13 protein-coding genes are annotated in these 13,913 nt (G+C 64.9%); 6 read left to right on the top strand and 7 right to left on the bottom strand.

Features of this window, described 5'->3' with window-relative positions; translation table 11 throughout:
* Window positions 1–31 precede the first annotated feature (31 nt).
* Window positions 32–1,183, top strand: coding sequence for a cupin domain-containing protein (locus tag M622_RS39100; protein WP_021251195.1), 1,152 nt, complete (start codon window positions 32–34; stop codon window positions 1,181–1,183).
* Between the two features lie 218 nt (window positions 1,184–1,401).
* On the opposite strand, the gene bamC is transcribed toward M622_RS39100, so the two are convergent.
* The 3 genes from bamC to M622_RS39085 all read right to left on the bottom strand — a co-directional run bounded on the left by bamC (window position 1,402) and on the right by M622_RS39085 (window position 4,489).
* Complete coding sequence (bamC, locus tag M622_RS39095; protein WP_021251194.1) at window positions 1,402–2,541, bottom strand: NlpB/DapX family lipoprotein; 1,140 nt, start codon at window positions 2,539–2,541, stop codon at window positions 1,402–1,404.
* Between the two features lie 26 nt (window positions 2,542–2,567).
* A complete protein-coding gene (dapA, locus tag M622_RS39090) occupies window positions 2,568–3,446 on the bottom strand; it encodes a 4-hydroxy-tetrahydrodipicolinate synthase (RefSeq protein ID WP_031347656.1) in 879 nt (292 codons plus the stop codon).
* 116 nt (window positions 3,447–3,562) lie between these two features.
* Window positions 3,563–4,489 (bottom strand): histone deacetylase family protein, encoded by a 927-nt coding sequence (locus M622_RS39085; protein WP_021251192.1) that lies wholly within the window; start codon window positions 4,487–4,489, stop codon window positions 3,563–3,565.
* Between the two features lie 155 nt (window positions 4,490–4,644).
* On the opposite strand from M622_RS39085, the gene M622_RS39080 reads away from it, so the two are divergent.
* The 5 genes from M622_RS39080 (at window position 4,645) to M622_RS39060 (ending at window position 10,547) form a co-directional block, all read left to right on the top strand.
* Complete coding sequence (locus M622_RS39080) at window positions 4,645–5,562, top strand: AAA family ATPase (RefSeq protein ID WP_021251191.1); 918 nt, start codon at window positions 4,645–4,647, stop codon at window positions 5,560–5,562.
* 2 nt (window positions 5,563–5,564) lie between these two features.
* Window positions 5,565–6,593: a DUF58 domain-containing protein gene (locus M622_RS39075; protein WP_021251190.1), complete on the top strand. Its 1,029-nt coding sequence runs from the start codon at window positions 5,565–5,567 to the stop codon at window positions 6,591–6,593.
* Entirely contained in the window at window positions 6,590–8,620 is a 2,031-nt protein-coding gene (locus M622_RS39070) for a transglutaminase TgpA family protein (protein ID WP_021251189.1), read from the top strand. The genes M622_RS39075 and M622_RS39070 overlap by 4 nt, the downstream gene beginning before the upstream one ends.
* A gap of 98 nt (window positions 8,621–8,718) precedes the next feature.
* Entirely contained in the window at window positions 8,719–9,732 is a 1,014-nt protein-coding gene (gene mltB, locus M622_RS39065) for a lytic murein transglycosylase B (RefSeq protein WP_021251188.1), read from the top strand.
* A 50-nt stretch (window positions 9,733–9,782) separates the two neighbouring features.
* Entirely contained in the window at window positions 9,783–10,547 is a 765-nt protein-coding gene (locus M622_RS39060) for a DUF2189 domain-containing protein (RefSeq protein WP_021251187.1), read from the top strand.
* A 49-nt stretch (window positions 10,548–10,596) separates the two neighbouring features.
* Here M622_RS39060 and rpoS read toward each other — a convergent pair whose 3' ends face one another.
* The 4 genes from rpoS to surE are packed head-to-tail and all read right to left on the bottom strand — an operon-like array spanning window position 10,597 to window position 13,832.
* Window positions 10,597–11,532 carry an RNA polymerase sigma factor RpoS gene (gene rpoS / locus M622_RS39055; protein WP_021251186.1) on the bottom strand — a complete coding sequence of 312 codons (936 nt, stop codon included), beginning with the start codon at window positions 11,530–11,532 and terminating at the stop codon, window positions 10,597–10,599.
* 13 nt (window positions 11,533–11,545) lie between these two features.
* Window positions 11,546–12,442: a peptidoglycan DD-metalloendopeptidase family protein gene (locus tag M622_RS39050; RefSeq protein WP_245543120.1), complete on the bottom strand. Its 897-nt coding sequence runs from the start codon at window positions 12,440–12,442 to the stop codon at window positions 11,546–11,548.
* Window positions 12,439–13,086 carry a protein-L-isoaspartate(D-aspartate) O-methyltransferase gene (locus M622_RS39045; protein ID WP_174377423.1) on the bottom strand — a complete coding sequence of 216 codons (648 nt, stop codon included), beginning with the start codon at window positions 13,084–13,086 and terminating at the stop codon, window positions 12,439–12,441. Before M622_RS39045 ends, M622_RS39050 begins: the two co-directional genes overlap by 4 nt.
* 2 nt (window positions 13,087–13,088) lie before the next feature.
* Window positions 13,089–13,832 (bottom strand): 5'/3'-nucleotidase SurE, encoded by a 744-nt coding sequence (gene surE / locus M622_RS39040; protein WP_021251183.1) that lies wholly within the window; start codon window positions 13,830–13,832, stop codon window positions 13,089–13,091.
* Between the last annotated feature and the right edge of the window lie 81 nt (window positions 13,833–13,913).

Below are 13,913 nucleotides of genomic sequence, written 5' to 3'. Positions count from 1 at the left end.
GCATCAACACCTGCCGCCTATAATCTGCACCATGAATCTACCTGCTCTCGAAACCTTGCTCGGCGGCCTGTCGGCACGCGAGTTCCTTGCCGAATACTGGCAAAAGAAGCCTCTTCTCATCCGCCAGGCCGTGCCCGGCTTTGCCGGCCTGCTGAGTCGAGAAGAACTGTTCGAACTCGCCTGCGATGAGGACGTCGAATCACGTTACATCCGCCTGCCCGCCGCCGGACTGGACGGCGAATGGACGCTCGAGCGCGGGCCGCAAAGCCGTGCCCGCCTGCGCGGAAAGAAGCAGCCGTGGACCGTGCTGGTGCAGGGCCTGAACCTGTGGCTGCCCGCCGCTGACCGACTGCTCCATCATTTCGACTTCATTCCGCAGGCACGACTCGATGACCTGATGGTGAGCTACGCGATCGATGGCGGTGGAGTGGGTCCGCATTTCGACAACTACGACGTCTTCCTGCTGCAGGGCACAGGCAGACGGCGCTGGCAGATCGCCGATCAGGCTGATCGCAGCCTGATCGAGGACGCGCCGCTGCGCATCCTGAAGAACTTTCAGCCCAGCGCAGACTGGGTGCTCGAACCCGGCGACATGCTCTATCTGCCGCCGCACTGGGCGCACAAGGGCACGGCGATGGGCGAATGCACGACGTATTCGATCGGTTTCCGCTCGCCCAGCGCGCAGGAACTGGGCACCGAGTTCCTCGCCTGGATGCAGGAGCGCATCGAGCTCGAGGGCATTTACGCCGATCCGGATCTCACGCTGCAACAGAACTCGGCCGAAATCGGCACGCGCATGGTGGAGCAGATCGAAACCATGCTGGCGGCAATCCGCTGGGGGCGTGAGGACGTGAAGGCCTTCGTTGGCGCCTATCTGAGCGAGCCCAAGTCGCACATTTTCTTCGATCCCCCGCAGCAAGCGCTCAGCATGAAGGCATTTGCACGCGCTGTGCGCAGCAGCGGCTTTGTGCTCGATGCGCGCAGTTTGCTGCTGTTCTGCGGCGAAGACTTCTACCTTAACGGCGAAGCGCTTGCACTTCCGTCCACCCTGCACACGCTCATCGCCAGCCTTGCCCATCAACGCGGGCTGCCCGCCACAAGCTTGAGCGACTGCCCGGACGAACTGCTCGAACTGCTGCATGAATGGTACGAAAACGGCTTCGGCGCACCTGCAGGGCGTTGAAAGCGCTGAGGAATACAGAGGGACCGGGGCACAGAGGCGATCAAGGTCGACGCAGCCGAAAGCGCTGTGGATGGCACCAAGGCCGCGGCCAAGGAGTCATCCTCGATCAGTAATCCTCGAGCGCAGCTCAGAATGCAGAAAAGCCGGCTTCAAGGCCGGCTTTTCTGTCTCTTGCTGGGACGTGGAGCGCGTCTGGGGCGCGCGCAGTGTCTAAATACTCAGCGCAGCTCGTTCTGCAGCAAGCCCAGGATGCGCTTGGCCGTCTCCGAGACATCCGCGCCGCCTTCACGCGTGAGCACCGTCACCTGCGAGTCCTCGCCCTTGCCTTGCACATGCAGGCGATATTCGCTGCCGCCCTGTACCGGCTTGTCGTCACTGCGCCAGAACGCAAGGCGCGACAGGAAGCCCTTGCTCGGGCTCTTGTTGTCGGCGTCCGGATCGACATAGCGCACGAAATAAAGCCCTTGCGCGCGGTCGCGGTCTTCAACCGTGAAGCCGATGCGATCGAGCGCCAGCCCGACCCGACGCCAGGCGCGATCGAAGGGCTCTTCCATGCTCAGGCTGACCTGTCCGTCGCTGCCGGCGGTGATGCGCGCGCGCTCTGCGGTCGGTGCGGAGCTCAGTGCAGCGTCGGCACGCGCCTCCTCAGCCCCCAGACGGACCATCAGGCGGCGCAGCATCTCCGCTTCGAGTTCGGGATCAGCCGGGCGCGGTTGCCAGATCGTCGAGTCCTTGGCTTCGGTGGGGTAGATCTCCATCATGCCGCGATGGCTGATGTAGATCTCCACCGTGCCGGCGTCCTTGCCTTTCTCCAGCCGGGTGCGAAACTTGTCGCGCTCGGGCGTGGAGAACATGCCGTCGAGCACCTTGCCCAGGGTGGAGCGGATGAAGTCCTGCGGAATCTTTGCGCGATCTTCGGCCCAGTCGGTTTCCATGACGCCGATTTCCGGGCTGTCGACATTGAGGATGAAGCCCAGTTCGAGCCAGAAATCCTTGATCTCTGGCCACAGCTGTTCCGGCACTCCCGCGACCACCAGCCAGCGCTGGCTGCCGGCACGCTCGATGCGCATGGTATCGGGGGTGGCGAGCACATCAGTAGCGCCCGCTGCGCTGGGCTGGCCACTGCGGTCTGCGTTGTAAGCGGAGTAGGTTGCCACCCCACGTGGCGAGACGTCAGGGACGGCGAAGCGATCGTCGCGTGTGGGCGCAGTGAGATCAGGCGGGATCTCGAGCGTTTGCGGCATCTGCTTTGCGCTCTTGTAGTCGATGCGCTTGGACTCGAACAGTGAGGTCGAGCAGCCGGCAAGCGCCAGCGACAGCGCGATGAGTGAGGCGGAAGTGCGCATGGAGCGATTCATGAGTTTCCTGCAGAGAGAGTTTCGGATCAGACCGGAATGCCGGCCTTGCGCATCGCCTTCAGCACGCGCTCGTGGCAGGACTCGGAGAGTTGGGTGAGCGGCAGGCGTATGCCATCGCCGATCAGTCCCATGCGCGCCACCGCCCACTTGACCGGAATTGGGTTGGCTTCGCAGAACAGGTCACGATGCAAGCCGGTGAGCGGAGCATTCGTTGCACGCAAGCCGTGCATGTCGCCTGCCGCGGCAGCGACGCACAATTCGTGCATCGCACGCGGCGCCACATTGGCGGTCACCGAGATCGTGCCATGTCCGCCCAGCATGAGGAAGGCCGCGCAGGACATGTCGTCACCGCTGTAGAGCGCAAAGCCCGCAGGCACGCGCTCGATGAGGTCGCAGGCACGATCGAGGTTGCCGGTCGCGTCCTTGAGACCGACGATGTTCGGCACCTCGGTCAGACGCAGCACGGTGTCGTTAGCCAGGTCGGCAACAGTGCGACCCGGCACGTTGTAGAGGATCAGCGGCAGCTCCACCGATTCCGCAATAGTGCGGAAATGACGGTAGAGGCCTTCCTGAGTCGGGCGGTTGTAGTAGGGCACGACCGACAGATGCGCCGCAGCGCCCGCCTGCTCGGCAAAACGCGCGAGCTCAACCGCTTCGGCGGTGGAGTTGGCCCCCGTGCCCGCCACCACCGGCAGCCGCCCGGCGGCATGCTCGACAGCAACGCGAATGAGCTCGCAGTGCTCGTCCACATCGACCGTAGGCGACTCGCCGGTGGTGCCGACGATGACGATGCCGTCGCTGCCCTCGGCGACATGCCAGTCAATGAGGCTACGCAGACGAGGGTAGTCCAGGCTCCCATCGTCGAGCATGGGCGTGACGATTGCGACAAGCGATCCGGTAATCATGGTCTTGAGCGGAACGTTAAAAGGCGGATTCTAACCGATCACCGTCTCGCGACCAGCGCGGCGCGTATTTTTAAGCGCGCACGCGGGACACAAGAACGTTTGCGGATATTTCGGGCTCAAAGACCTGCCAGTGCCTTGACGTGGGCGACGACCGAACGCCCCAGCGCAGACAGCGAGTAACCGCCTTCAAGCACCGACACGATGCGCGTGTGACCGCAGTCCTCGGCAACGCCCTTGAGCTGGTCCGTTGCCCAGATGTAGTCGGCCTCGAGCAAGCCCATCGAACCCATGTCGTCCTCGTAGTGCGCATCGAAACCGGCCGAGATGAAGATCATCTGCGGATTGTGGCTGCGCAACGCGGGAACGATGATGTCGCTGAACACCTGGCGGAAGCCATCACCACGCGTGCCCGCTGGCAAGGGCACGTTGCACATGTGGGCCGGCTGACGATCGGCACCGCTGTAGGGATAGAAGGGATGCTGGAAGATGCCCGCCATCATCACGCGTGGATCGTCGCTGAAGATGTCCGCGGTGCCGTTGCCGTGATGCACGTCGAAGTCCACGATCGCCACGCGCTCGAGCCCATGCACCTCAAGGGCATGGCGCGCGGCCACGGCGACGTTGTTGATGAAACAGAAGCCCATGGCCTTCCCGCGCTCGGCATGGTGTCCGGGCGGGCGCACCGCACAGAACGCGTTCTCGATTTCACCCGCGATCACCATGTCGGTCGCCAGCACCCCCGCACCGGCGGAGCGCAGAGCCGCTTTCATGGTTCCCGGGCTCATCGCCGTATCCGGGTCAAGGTGGCGTATGCCGTGCTCGGGCACGCTGCTCAGCAGTTCGTCGAGGTAGCTCTGGGAGTGGGCGCGCGTGATCTGTTCGTGGGTGGCGACAGGTGCATCGTAAAAGGAGATGTACATGTCCAGCCCGGCCGCAATCAATCGATCGTTGATCGCGGCGAGGCGGTCAGGGCATTCGGGGTGCATCGACCCCATGTCATGCAGCCAACAGTCGCGATGCGTGATGAATGCCGTGGTCGTCATACTCCTCCCTCTCCTGTATTGAACATTCGAAGCGGTGATCCCTCCAACGGGATACCTTTCATTTTTCGCCTGCTCCGCATCAAGCGACCGCGCGGAATGACGATCTTTGTCGCCTATTATCACCGCTTCACGATCAATTTCACAGTGTCGTCTGGATGCCCACAGCCCGCCTCAATCGCCTGCTCGAAGCAGCAAATCAGATCATTCTCGGCAAGGATCACGAGATCCGCCTCGCCCTCGCCTGCGTGATCGCACGCGGCCACCTGCTGATCGAGGACGTACCCGGAGTGGGCAAGACCACCCTCGCCCACACCCTCGCACAATTGATGGGCTTGCAATTCCAGCGCATCCAGTTCACCAGCGACTTGCTGCCGGCCGACATCATCGGCGTGTCGATATTCGATCGCGACACCAGCGCTTTCCGCTTTCACCCCGGGCCCGTGTTCGCGCAACTGGTGCTGGCCGATGAGATCAATCGCGCTTCACCCAAGACCCAAAGCGCCCTGCTCGAGGCCATGGGAGAGCGTCAGGTCACCGCTGACGGCAACACCTTCGATCTGCCTGAGCCCTTCTTCGTCATCGCCACGCAGAATCCGGCACACCAGGTCGGCACCTTTCCCTTGCCGGAAAGCCAGCTTGACCGTTTTCTGCTGCGTATCAGGCTCGGCTACCCCGACCCACTCGCAGAGCGTGCCCTGCTCATGGGCGAAGACCGGCGCAGCCTTCTGGAGCGACACACGCCGGCCCTTGAGGCCGATGACCTGATCGCCTTGCAGCACGCGGCTCGTTCGGTGCATGTCGCCGAGCGCCTCATCGATTATGTCCAGGCCTTGCTGTCGGCCACCCGTCACGATGCCGAACTCAGCGCCGGCCTCAGCCCACGCGCCGGGCTGGGGCTGCTGTCGGTGGCGCGCGCCTGGGCCTTGATGCAGGGCCGCGACCACGTGCTGCCGGAGGACGTGCAAGGCCTGTTCCCCCACCTTGCCGGCCATCGGCTGCACCTCGCTGGCGATGGCCGCCCGGTGACGGGCGCGACGCTGATGCGCCTGCTGCATGCGGTGGCCCTGCCCTGAACGTGGCGGCAAAACGAAAGGCCTCGCCGCGACAGACGATCACGTCCGCCTTGCCGGGCGCAGGTGCGCTGCGTCGCGTGCTGGAGCACTGGCTGCTGCGTCGCGGCCACCCTGAGTCCAGGCCGATCGAGCTCACCCACCGCCGCATCTACGTGCTGCCATCGGGCAGCGGGCTGGTGTTCGCCGCTGCCTTGCTCGTGATGCTGATTGCGTCGATCAACTACAGCTTGAGTCTGGGCTATGGACTGGTGTTCGTGCTTGCTGGCGCCGGCCTGGCCAGCATCTTCCATGCCTACCGCAACCTTCTCGGCATCCGTATCCGGCCCGGACGCTGCGAGCCGGTGTTCGCCGGCGAAGCCGCTACCTTTTGCATCGCGCTCGACAATTCACGTGCCACGCGCTTGCCGGCGCTAGGGCTCAGGCTGCGCGAAGCGAGCGCCCGCTTCGAGCTCAAGGCGGGCGAGACCCGAGTCGTCGAATTGACTTGCGCCAGCACACGGCGCGGCCGCCTTGACGCCGGTCGCAGCGTGCTCGAGACCTGCTGGCCACTGGGCCTGGTGCGCGCCTGGAGCGTGTTCATCCCTGCGCTCAGCTGCACCGTCTATCCGGCACCGGAACGCAACGCGCCGCCCCTGCCCGACAGCCTGAGCGCGAACGGCGGCGGTGAGCCCTGTGCGCAGCCCGGGCACGAGGATTTCTCCAGCCTGCGCAATTACCAGACAGCCGACTCTCCGCGCCATGTCGCCTGGAAGGTGCTGGCCCGCGGCGGCCCGCTGCTGACCAAACAGTTCGCGGGCGAACAAGGGCGCGAGCTGGCGCTGGACTGGGCCAGCCTGCCCGCGCAGCTCGATGTCGAGCAGCGTCTGTCGCGCCTGAGCGCGTGGCTGCTCGCCGCCGAGCGCAGCGGACGTGCCTACTCCTTGACGCTCGTCGGGCACCGCATCCCCTTGGCGAACGGGCGTGATCACCTGCATCGCTGTCTGAGCGCGCTGGCTCATTTCGGCGAGCGCGCTCAGCGCCTTCCATCATGATTCTCGATCGCCTGCGCGCTCACTCAGGGAAACGCCAGAAGCCGTCCGCCGAGGTCTTGCTCGGGCGCCGGCAGGGCAGCTGGCTGCTCGGCACCGCGCTGCTGACCCTGGCTCCGCATGTGAGCTGGCTGCCACCATGGATCATCGCGCTGTGCGCGGCGCTGCTGAGCTGGCGCGGACTTTTGCTGTGGCGCGGCAAGCAGGCACCGCCGCATCTGCTGCTGCTGTTGCTGACCGTGGCGGCGGCAGCCGGCGTGCGCGCCGAATTCGGGCATTTCTTCGGCAAGGACCCCGGGGTGGCGCTGCTGGCCTTGCTGCTGGGCCTCAAGCTGCTCGAAGTGAGGAGCGCACGCGACGTCCGCGCCACGGTGATGCTGTGCTTCTTCCTGCAGCTGGCGATCTTCTTCGAGGATCAGTCCCTGCCCATCGCCGCGCTCGCGCTGTGTGCGACGCTGCTCGCCCTCGTCAGCCTGGTGACGCTCATCGATCCGCGCGGACACGAGACCGGGCATGTGCGTACCGCAGCCACGCTGATGGCCCAGGGATTGCCGTTCATGCTGGCGCTGTTCGTGTTGTTTCCACGCATTGAAGGTCCCTTGTGGGGACTGCCCGCGGATGCGTTCAGCGCACGCACCGGGCTTTCCGAGACCATGAGCCCGGGGTCGATCAGCGCACTCAGCACCTCAGGCGCGATCGCCTTCAGGGCCAGCTTCGCGGGCAGCGCACCAGCGCCGGTGCAGCGCTACTGGCGGGGTCCGGTGCTGAGCCAGTTCGACGGCCGCAGCTGGCACGCAGGTCGCGTCCAGGAGGCTGCCACCCCCTTCTACAGCCCGGGCGGCGAGCGCATCGACTACACCCTGACGCTGGAAGCACACGCCAGGCGCTGGCTGCTGGCGCTCGACTTCCCGGGCACGGCCAGCGCCGAGCCGGACCCGGCGGCGGGACGGGAATCGGGCAGTGGAGCGCTGCGCTACACAAGCGACTATCAACTGCTCGACCGTCAGCCCGTGCACGTGCGCGCACGCTACCCGCTCAATGCCTACCCCGACACCGTCGTCGGTCGGGAGCAAAGCGCGGCGATCCTGGCCGCTGCCCGCCAGCTGCCACCCGGCTTCAACGCACGCACCCAGGCGCTTGCCATCGAACTCGCCGCAGGCGCCAGCTCGGACGCACAGATACTGCAGCGCGCCATCGATCACCTGCGCGACGCCGAGCTCATCTACACCCTTGACCCGCCCCTGCTTGGCACGGACAGCGTGGACGAATTCCTCTTCGACACCAAGCGCGGGTTCTGCGAGCACTTTGCGTCGGCCTTCACCGTGTTGATGCGCGCGGCGGGCGTACCGGCGCGTGTGGTCACCGGCTATCAGGGTGGCGAGATCAACCCCATCGACGGCAACCTCGTCGTGCGCCAGCTCGACGCCCACGCCTGGAGCGAGGTCTGGCTGGCCGGACGCGGCTGGGTGCGCGTCGACCCGACCTACGTTTCGGCCCCGCGCCGCATCGAGGAGGGGCTTGCGGCCGCACTACCCGCCGGCGAGTCCCTGGCTTTCAGCCTCGGGAGCCAGAACAACTGGGCGCGCAGCGTGCGTTTACGCTGGGAGGCGCTATCGAACGCCTGGAACCAGCGCGTTCTTGGCTACAATCCGGACAGGCAGCGTGAGCTGCTTGCCGGTCTCGGCATCCAGGGCGACGATGTGTGGGTTCTGGCGGGCACGCTGATGGCCTGCGCGAGCGCCTTGATGCTCGCTCTTTTCATCTGGGCGAGCCGCAAGCGCAAGGCTGAAGATGCGCTCGATCGGGCCTGGCGGCGGCTGAGCAAGCGCCTCGCCCGCCGTGGGCTGGAGCGCCAGCCCTGGGAGGGAGCGCATGACTACGCGCGGCGCGTCGCGCTGGCCATTCCCGAACTCGAGGCCGCAATGCGCACCATTGGCGACAACTACGCACGCCTGCGCTACGGGCCTGAGCCCGACGCCGCGCAGGTGCAGGCACTGATACGAAAGATCAAGACCCTTCGACTGCCATGACACTGCCACCCAGCCTTTTCCGCCGCCGCCGCTCCCGGGCGCGCGGTGAACAACCAGAACGCGCTGGCCGAGCTCGCGTCCTCGTCGCCTGCATCGCCATGATCACGGCGCTGCAGGCGGGCAGCACGTTCGCATCCTTTGCCGGGCGCGACGATGTGAGCAGCTTTGCGCAAGAACTGGCAACGCGTCACGGTTTCGATCCAGCCGCCGTCAGCGCGACCTTGGCGCGCGCCCAGCACGAAGCCGCGGTGATCAGGCTGATCACCCCCCCGACCCGCAAGGGCGCACGTTCGTGGCGGGATTATCGCGCGCGCTTCCTCGACCACAGCCGCATCAACGGCGGCATCGCGTTCTGGGACGAATACGCCATCGACCTGGAGCGCGCCGAGCGCCAGTTCGGCGTTCCCGCCGAGGTCATCGTCGCCATCATCGGCGTCGAGACCGTGTACGGTCGTCACACCGGCAACTTCGAGACCCTCTCCGCTCTCGCCACCCTCGCCTTTGACTACCCACCACGCGCTGAGCTGTTCCGGCGCGAACTCGAAGCCTTGTTCCTGCTCGCGCGCGAACAGGGGCGCGACCCGGGCGAATACAGCGGCTCCTTCGCCGGCGCCCTCGGTTACCCGCAATTTCTGCCCAGCAGCGTGCGCGCCTATGCGGTGGACTTCGATGGCAATGGCCGGATCGATTTCGACCTCGACCCGATTGACGCCATCGGCAGCGTGGCCAACTATCTGCACGTACATGGCTGGCAGGCCGACGCGCCGATCGCCGAACCAGCCCGCATCGAAGCCGGTGCAGACCTCGCCACCCTGGTGGCAGCTGGTATCGAGCCAGTGCTGGAGCCCGCGCCGCTGATGAAGGCGGGGGTGACGACGCGGCGCGGCGAGCTGGCCGCCCAGCGTGCCACCCTGGTGGACCTGGAGACACCGGGCGCTGAAACCGAGTACTGGCTGGGCTATCGCAACTTCTACGTGATCACACGCTACAACCGCAGCAGCTTCTATGCCATGTCGGTGTTCGAATTGGCCCAGGCACTACGCCAGCGCCGTCTGGTCGACGCCATAAGAGCAGATGCTCAGCGCAACGACACAGGCACAGGGCCGGACTGATCGCGCCCACACATCAGGCATCACCCTCACCTGAAGGAGCCCACACCGCAATGTCCGCCCCCAACCGCGCCTCCCTGCCACCCCTCAAGCCTGCCGCCCTGCGCTTCGCAGACATCGGCGCCTCCCTGTCTAGCGGCTGGCGTCAGTTTTCCGCCATGCCAGGGCTGAGCATGGCTTATGCGGCGCTCTTCGTGGTGCTGGGCGCCATCCTGTTCGTGGTTCTGGAGTCGCTTTCCCTGTCCCCCATCAGCCTGTCCTTCGCGGGCGGTTTCATGCTTGTCGGCCCTACCCTGCTGGCTGGCTTCTTTGCCCTTTCGGACCGCCTGCGGGCGCAACAGAAGCCGGTGGCCGCCGACATCTGGAAAGGTTTCAGGCAGATGCCGCGCGGCGGCTGGGTGGTGTCATTCGTGTGTGCGCTGCTGTTCCTGATCTGGATCACCGACGCCAGCACGCTCTACGGCTTCATGGTCGGTCGCGAGCCGACTCAGCTGGCACAGCTTTTACAGGCCGATGCAGCACTGCAGCGCTTCGTCTTCTTCAGCTCGATCGCGGGAGCAGTGCTGGCCTTCATTCTGTTCGCCGTATCCGCTTTTTCCATCCCGCTGATCTACGATCGCCGCGCCGATCTGGTGTTGGGCGTGGTGGCCAGCGTAAGGGCCGTGTTCAGCCGCTTCGGGGTGATCATGACCTGGGCCTGCCTGCTGGCCACGGTGACGATCACCAGCGCCATCATCCTGCCCTTGTTGCTGGTGACGCTGCCGGTGATGGCCTACGCCAGCCGCGAGCTCTACTTCCGGGTTTATCCACCAGCCTGAGCCACGAACACGCGAACACCCGAGCACCGGTGCTGCGGGCGTTCGCGGCTTACAGCAGGGCGTCGCGCGAAATACCGTGGCGCTTGAGAATGCGGCTCAGGCAGCCGAGGGCTTCAAGCTGAATCTGACGCACACGCTCGCGCGTCAGTTCGAGACGTTGCGCCAGCTCCTCGAGCGTCAGCAGTTCGCACTCATCGATGCCATAGCGGTGGCGAATGACAAGACGTTGCTTGACACCGAGCATCTGGATCCAGTCACGCACCAGGCCTTCGACCTCCGCCATATGGATCTGCATTTCGGGCGCGACGGCGTGCTCGTCGGCCAGCGATTCGCCGATGGACAGGCCAGGATCGATATCGAGCGGCGCATCGAGTGAGGCTGTGTGTTCGCTGAGCTGAAGGAGCTTGCGCACCTCGTCGATGGTCTTGTTCAGGCGCCCCGCGATGGCTTCCAGCGAGGATTCTCCATCGCTGGAAGCCTCGATGTTGCGCTGCGCGCGCAGGACCTGGTTGAGCTCCTTGACCACGTGCACCGGCAAACGGATGGTGCGCGACTGGTTCATGATTGCGCGCTCGATGTTCTGTCGAATCCACCAGGTCGCGTAAGTGGAAAAGCGAAACCCACGCTCAGGGTCGAATTTATCGAGCGCATGCATGAGCCCGAGATTGCCTTCCTCGATCAGGTCAAGCAGGGGAATGCCGCGATTGAGATAGTGCTTGGCAATATTGACGACAAGGCGCAGATTGCGCTCGATCATCGTCTGACGGGCGCCGAAATCACCCGCACGCACCTGACGCGTGAGCCTGAGCTCCTCCTCGGCAGTCAACAGCGGATTGGCACCGATCTCGTTGAGATAAAGCTGGGTGACATCACTGAAAAAGTCAGTCCCTTTCGCCGGCGTGCGCGCACTGGCGAATACCTCCACCTCAGGGGGAAGATCCGGTTCGTGACTTTCGATGTCATCAAGGCTTACCGGCTCCTCCATGCTCCCCCCCTTTTCAGCGTGCTGGCAGATACTTCATCGGGTCTACCGCCTTGCCCTGCTTGCGGATCTCGAAATGCAGCTTCGAGCGATCAGATTCGGAACTACCCAACTCGGCAATCTTCTGCCCCTGAACAACCTGATCGTCTTCCTTCACCAGCAGTTTGTCATTGTGGGCATAGACCGAGTTGTACTCCTGGTTGTGTTTGATCACAACCAGCTTGCCGTAACCTCGCAGCCCGCTGCCGGCATACACAACCTTGCCTGCCGCTGCCGCCAGCACAGGGTCGCCGACGTTGCCGCCAATGTCCACCCCCTTGTTCGAGGCTTCGTTATAGGCGGACAATAGACGCCCGGCCGCAGGCCACTGCCACTCTCCTGAACCGGCCGCTGCCGCGGGCGTGGGTGCCTCGGTCGCAGCAGTGGGCGGCGTCGCTGCAGGCGCAGCACCTGGCGCCTCTCTGGACCAAGCCTCATCCGAATACGGCTTGCGTCCGCCAAGCGGGCCTTGCTTGAAGGGTGCCTGGGTGGCCTCGGCACTGCTGGGCGCTGGAATCGGCAGCGCAACCGCGCCCTCCCCTGGCGTAATCACCCCCACAGCCACGCCGCCCGAGGCATCCGCCGGCCCGACTCGCAGGGACTGACCAACCTGGATCTGGTTGGGGTCAGTGAGATCATTCCAGCTCACCAGGTCCGGCAGCGTCACGCCATATTGGCGCGCGATGCCGAGCAAGGTGTCGCCCGGCCTGACGACGTGCACGCCCGGCCGCGCCAGGGGCTCGGCCACGGCGGCCGCGCCACCGACGTCACGTACAGGCGCGGTGACGGTCGAGGCGCACCCGGCCAGCAACGAACTGGCGAGCACGGCCAATATCAGCTTGGGACGAATCTGCATGCAAATTAGGTGGTTCATTCAATACCTGCGAGAAGGGGTACAAAGCGCACAGCCTCATGCCAGCTTTCCCGGAAAACATTACCCTGCCGCTCAAGCAGCAGCAGGCGCTGGTCGGCCCCACCTACGGGCACGATCAGGCGACCACCGGGCGCGAGCTGCGTCTTGAGTGCGGGCGGCAAGCCAATGGCCGCCGCTGCGACGATGATACTGTCAAACGGGGCAGCCTCAGGAAGACCCAGATTACCGTCTGCAAGTTTCAGCCTGACGTTGGGCAGACGCAGAGGACGAAGATTCGCGCGTGCACGGTCGAGCAAGGGGCGGATGCGCTCCACGGCATAGACTTCGGTTGCGAGCTGGCTCAAGACCGCAGCCTGATAGCCGCAACCTGCGCCGACCTCCAGGGTGCGGCCCAGCTCGCGACCGGCACGCAGCAGCTCGATCATGCGCGCAACAATGAAGGGCTGCGAGATGGTCTGCTGAAAGCCGATCGGCAAGGGGGTGTCGTCGTAGGCGCTGTAGGCCAGGCCTTCGTCCACGAACATGTGTCGTGGCACGCTCTGCATCGCGCCCAGCACGCGCTCGTCACGGATGCCCTGCGCGCGCAGACGCTCGACCATGCGCGCACGCGCGCGCACGGCCTGACCGGCGTCGCCCGTGCGCATATTCACCGCCGCAGCCAATCGAAAACCGGCGACAGCTGTCCGGTATGGGTCAGATCGAGCTGCAAGGGCGTGACCGACACATAGCCATTGGCCACCGCGTGAAAGTCCGTTCCCTCACCCGCATCGGCGGCACCGCCTGCGGCGCCAACCCAGTACACCGTCTCGTTGCGCGGCGTCACGCTGCGCACCACCGGCTCGGCCTTGTGACGCTTGCCCAGGCGCGTGACCTTGACGCCTTGCAGCCGATCGTAGGCGACATCCGGGACATTGACGTTGAGCAGCACCGGTTGCGGAAAAGGTTCGCGCATGAAGCGTTCAGCCAGATCACGGGCAACACGCGCGGCAGCGGTGAAGTCGGCTGCGGATTTGCTCACCAGCGACACCGCAATCGACGGCACACCCAGAAAGAAACCTTCGGTTGCAGCCGCGACCGTGCCCGAATAAACGGTGTCATCGCCCATGTTGGCGCCATGATTGACCCCCGACACCACCATGTCGGGGAGGTGATCGAACATGCCGGTGACCGCCAGGTGTACGCAGTCGGTCGGCGTGCCATTGACATGATAGAAACCATTTGCAGTCTGGCGCAGGGAAAGCGGACGATCCAGCGTCAGCGAATTGCTGGCACCGCTGCGATCGCGCTCGGGGGCCACCACGGTGACGTCTCCGAGGGTGGCGAGCGCCTCCGCAAGCGCCGCGATTCCAGGAGCAAAATAACCGTCGTCGTTACTGACCAGAATGCGCATTTGAAACCCATGGGAAAAGCCGCAGTCGCGGCCCGAAGACACAAAATGTTAGCACAGCGCCCCAGCGGGCCACCGCGTGGG

This window comes from Thauera terpenica 58Eu, from assembly GCF_000443165.1.
GTDB lineage: Bacteria > Pseudomonadota > Gammaproteobacteria > Burkholderiales > Rhodocyclaceae > Thauera > Thauera terpenica.
The sequence above is the reverse complement of the archived record's forward strand: the minus strand, read 5'-3'. Positions and strand labels throughout refer to the sequence as shown.

Bases quoted from the DNA above. Each gene is read 5' to 3' on its own strand.
- M622_RS39050 (WP_245543120.1), bottom strand. From the start codon at position 12,442: ATGAACCACCTAATTTGCATGCAGATTCGTCCCAAGCTGATATTGGCC.
- rpoS (WP_021251186.1), bottom strand. From the start codon at position 11,532: ATGGAGGAGCCGGTAAGCCTTGATGACATCGAAAGTCACGAACCGGAT.
- M622_RS39080 (WP_021251191.1), top strand. From the start codon at position 4,645: ATGCCCACAGCCCGCCTCAATCGCCTGCTCGAAGCAGCAAATCAGATC.
- M622_RS39100 (WP_021251195.1), top strand. From the start codon at position 32: ATGAATCTACCTGCTCTCGAAACCTTGCTCGGCGGCCTGTCGGCACGC.
- M622_RS39085 (WP_021251192.1), bottom strand. From the start codon at position 4,489: ATGACGACCACGGCATTCATCACGCATCGCGACTGTTGGCTGCATGAC.
- surE (WP_021251183.1), bottom strand. From the start codon at position 13,832: ATGCGCATTCTGGTCAGTAACGACGACGGTTATTTTGCTCCTGGAATC.
- mltB (WP_021251188.1), top strand. From the start codon at position 8,719: ATGATCACGGCGCTGCAGGCGGGCAGCACGTTCGCATCCTTTGCCGGG.
- M622_RS39060 (WP_021251187.1), top strand. From the start codon at position 9,783: ATGTCCGCCCCCAACCGCGCCTCCCTGCCACCCCTCAAGCCTGCCGCC.
- M622_RS39070 (WP_021251189.1), top strand. From the start codon at position 6,590: ATGATTCTCGATCGCCTGCGCGCTCACTCAGGGAAACGCCAGAAGCCG.
- bamC (WP_021251194.1), bottom strand. From the start codon at position 2,541: ATGAATCGCTCCATGCGCACTTCCGCCTCACTCATCGCGCTGTCGCTG.
- dapA (WP_031347656.1), bottom strand. From the start codon at position 3,446: ATGATTACCGGATCGCTTGTCGCAATCGTCACGCCCATGCTCGACGAT.
- M622_RS39045 (WP_174377423.1), bottom strand. From the start codon at position 13,086: ATGCGCACGGGCGACGCCGGTCAGGCCGTGCGCGCGCGTGCGCGCATG.